Source organism: Candidatus Symbiopectobacterium sp. NZEC135, assembly GCF_025962695.1.
The window spans coordinates 1-640 of the sequence record NZ_JAGFPF010001245.1 but is presented as its reverse complement, the minus strand read 5'-3'; the positions used below and the strand labels follow the sequence as shown (position 1 = coordinate 640).

The 640-nt window shown below is 48.1% G+C and carries 1 protein-coding gene; it reads left to right on the top strand.

Going from position 1 to position 640, the window contains the following annotated elements; all coding sequences use genetic code 11:
• A partial coding sequence (locus J5224_RS33615; protein ID WP_264629213.1) for a hypothetical protein occupies positions 1 to 640 on the top strand: 640 nt, incomplete at both ends.

Sequence of the window (640 nt, the reverse complement as noted above, 5' to 3'; positions counted from 1 at the left end):
CAGCAACAACTCTTGCACCTTTTCTAATGCGGTAAAAAATGCGTTTGTCGGTATCGGTGAGGTTTTCAAGAGCATCGCGATGAAATGGGGGGCGGGTGCCTCTACCCCTGCGCGTATGCCGACGAAAAAGGCATACGCTGCTGATGCGACGGCACAGTGCAATACGCTGCTATTAGGCCTAGTCTCTGGCGAGCGTGCGAATACCGTGACGCCAAAAAGCATTTTGAGTCCGCTGCTTAACGACGGAAATCCAGTTCCTGGTGATAGTGACAGCGATAAAGATAAAAAAATGATTTTTGATTACCTCGTCAAAAACCCAACGAGCCATTTGTTTAGCAGCGACAATATTCGTTGCCAGGGCGATTACATTTATTTCAAGAAGCCTATTTCGCTGGTTCGGCAGGGCAACGATCTTTTATTTATCACCAACCCGATGGAAGGACGGGCGATCTCCAGAGTGAAGATTGACACGCGTGTTGGCACTAATGGGGAGTTCCGTGGTGAAACCGCTATGAAGGTTTTGCGAGACGAAACGCTAACGTTCACTAGCCTGGCCGATCTATGCCAAAAAATGACCGCAAATCCGCAACGCAATATCAGCGCGATGATGACGGGTAATACCGTTAAAAGTTTTCTCAAT